This window comes from Dietzia sp. DQ11-38-2, from assembly GCF_014145055.1.
GTDB lineage: Bacteria > Actinomycetota > Actinomycetes > Mycobacteriales > Mycobacteriaceae > Dietzia.
The window spans coordinates 1-2,721 of record NZ_JAALDW010000420.1 but is presented as its reverse complement, the minus strand read 5'-3'; the positions used below and the strand labels follow the sequence as shown (position 1 = coordinate 2,721).

Annotated in this window: 4 protein-coding genes; all 4 read left to right on the top strand. The window is 70.1% G+C overall.

Annotated features, from left to right (window positions below):
* Window positions 1-295 (top strand): SDR family oxidoreductase (locus G6026_RS13610; RefSeq protein ID WP_182613480.1); only part of this gene is annotated, 295 nt, incomplete at its 5' end.
* Between the two features lie 69 nt (window positions 296-364).
* Window positions 365-1,294, top strand: a complete 930-nt coding sequence (locus G6026_RS13605) for an enoyl-CoA hydratase (protein WP_182613479.1) — start codon at window positions 365-367, stop codon at window positions 1,292-1,294.
* A gap of 4 nt (window positions 1,295-1,298) precedes the next feature.
* Complete coding sequence (locus G6026_RS13600) at window positions 1,299-2,468, top strand: acyl-CoA dehydrogenase family protein (RefSeq protein WP_182613478.1); 1,170 nt, start codon at window positions 1,299-1,301, stop codon at window positions 2,466-2,468.
* Between the two features lie 16 nt (window positions 2,469-2,484).
* The coding region (locus G6026_RS13595; RefSeq protein ID WP_182613477.1) for an acyl-CoA dehydrogenase family protein at window positions 2,485-2,721 on the top strand (237 nt) is incomplete at its 3' end.

Sequence of the window (2,721 nt, the reverse complement as noted above, 5' to 3'; positions counted from 1 at the left end):
GGCCCCCAAGGGTGCCGTCGAGCAACTCGCGCGAGGACTGGCCGCGGAGGAGGGCCGCTTCGGCGTGCGCGTGAACTGCGTGGGCCCGGGGATGCTCACCGACGGGATGGCCGAGCGGCTCATCGCCTCCGGCGACCTCGACGACCGCGCGCTCGAGGTCACCCGCGCGAACATCCCGCTGCGCCGGTTCGGCACCGCGGACGACATCGCCGAGGCCGTGGCGTTCCTCGCCTCCGACCGCGCGGGCTTCATCTCCGGCCAGAAGCTCGACGTCGACGGTGGTTACGGCGTCTGAATCCGAGCCGGCGGGCGGGTCCGGTACAGTACCAACCAAGCACTTGCTAGGTGAGGAGAGTCCCAGCTCATGACCGACGCGCCCATCCCCCCGGTCCTCGGCGTCCACGACCTCGGCCCGGACACGCACCCGGTCGCCTACGAGGTCACGGGCGGTACCGCCTACGTCACGCTCAACCGGCCGGACTTCCGCAACGCGCAGAACTCGGTCATGACGTACTCACTGGACAACGCCTTCGTCCGGGCCGTCGAGGACGACGCGGTCAAGGTCATCGTCCTGAGGGCCAACGGCAAGCACTTCTCGGCGGGCCACGACATCGGCACCCCCGAGCGCGACCACCACGTGGAGTACCCCAACCGCGCGGCGCTCTGGTGGGACCACACCACCCGCGGCGGCGGCGACCGTCGCCTGGCCCGCGAGACCGAGGTCTACGTCCAGATGTGCCGCCGCTGGCGGGAGATCCCCAAACCGATGATCGCCCAGGTGCACGGCGCGTGCATCGCAGGCGGACTCATGCTGGCATGGGTCTGCGACTTCATCGTGGCCTCGGATGACGCGTTCTTCTCCGACCCCGTGGTCAAGATGGGCATACCGGGCGTGGAGTACTTCGCCCACGCCTTCGTGCTGGGCCCGCGCCGCGCGAAGGAGATCCTCTACACCGGTCGCAGGTTCGGCGCGGCCGAGGCACTGGAGTGGGGGATGTGCAACCACGTCGTCCCGCGCGATGAGCTCCAGACCAAGGTCGACGAGATCGCCGCGGAGATCGCCGCGATGCCCGCGTTCGGACTGACGCTCGCGAAGAAGGTCATCAACGGATGCGAGGACCAGATGGGCCTCCAGACCTCCCTCGACACGGCCTTCGGCTGGCACATGTTCGCCCACTCGGCCAACGCGGAGCCCGACGACACCGACTCGTTCTCCGCCTCGCTCGGCGGGATGGATGCCCGCTCGATGCGCGACAGCGCGAACACGGGCTCGACCGGCGAGACGAAGGACTGACGCCGTGGATCTGGATCTGGACGCCTCGACTCAGGAGTTCCGCCTCGAGGTCCGCGACTGGCTCGCCGAGAACGTGCCCACCGAACCGCTCCCGCACATGGACACCCGCGAGGGCTTCGAGGCCCACCGACAGTGGGAGCGGACGATGGCCGACGCCCGCATGTCGGTGGTGTCGTGGCCCGAGGAGTACGGCGGCCGCGACTGCGGACTGGTCAACTGGGTGGTCTTCGAGGAGGAGTACTTCCGCGCCGGCGCGCCCCTGCGGGTGAGCCAGAACGGCATCTTCCTCCTGGCACCGACGCTGTTCGACCACGCCTCCCCCGAGCAGCTGGCCCACATCATGCCGCGCATGGCTCGCGCCGACGACATCTGGGCACAGGCCTGGTCCGAGCCCGAGGCCGGCTCCGACCTGGCCTCGCTGCGGTCCACCGCACGGAGGGCCGACGGCGGCTGGGTGCTCAACGGCCAGAAGGTGTGGTCCACCCGCGCCTCGTTCGCCGACAAGGGCTTCGGACTGTTCCGCACCGACCCGGACGAGCCCCGCCACAAGGGCCTGACCTATTTCATGTTCGACCTGCGGGCCGAGGGCGTCACCGTGCGCCCGATCGATCAGCTCGACGGCCTGCCGGGGTTCGCCGAGCTGTTCCTCGAGGACGTCTTCGTCCCCGACGATCCGGCGGACCCGGCGAGTTCGGGCGTGATCGGCGAGGTCAACCAGGGCTGGAAGGTGGCCATGTCCACCGCCAACAACGAGCGCGGCCTCTCGCTGCGCTCCCCCGGCCGCTTCCTGGCCACCACCGATCGCCTGCTCGAACTGTGGGGGTCCACCGCACCGGGCCTGGACGACCGGGCCCGGGGCGCGCTGTCCGACCGCGTGGTCGACGCGTGGATCGGCTCCCGCGCGTACGAGCTGAGCACCTGGAACACGGTCACCACGCTCACCGCCGGCGCCAACCTGGGGTTCGAGTCCTCGATCAACAAGGTCTTCTGGTCGGACTGGGACATCGCGACCCACGAGACCGCCCTGGACCTGCTCGGCACGGCCGGTGAGCTCGCCGGTGAGCAGTGGATGGACGGGTACCTGTTCGCCCTCGCCGGGCCCATCTACGCGGGAACGAACGAGGTCCAGAAGAACATCATCGCCGAGCGTCTCCTCGGCCTGCCGCGCGGCTGAGAACGGGGTTTCCATCATGCAGTTCGCACTCGATCCCGAGGTCGTCGACTTCGCCGCCAGCATCGACTCGCTGCTGGCCAAGTCGGACATGCCCTCGGTGATCCGCTCCTGGGCGGCCGGTGACACCGCACCCGGCACCGCCGTGTGGGGCCGGATCGCCGAGACCGGCGCCTCCGCGCTCCTCGTTCCGGAGGCATCCGGTGGGGCCGGCGCCACGGCCGTCGAGGCGGTCGTCGCCCTCGAGGTCCTGGGC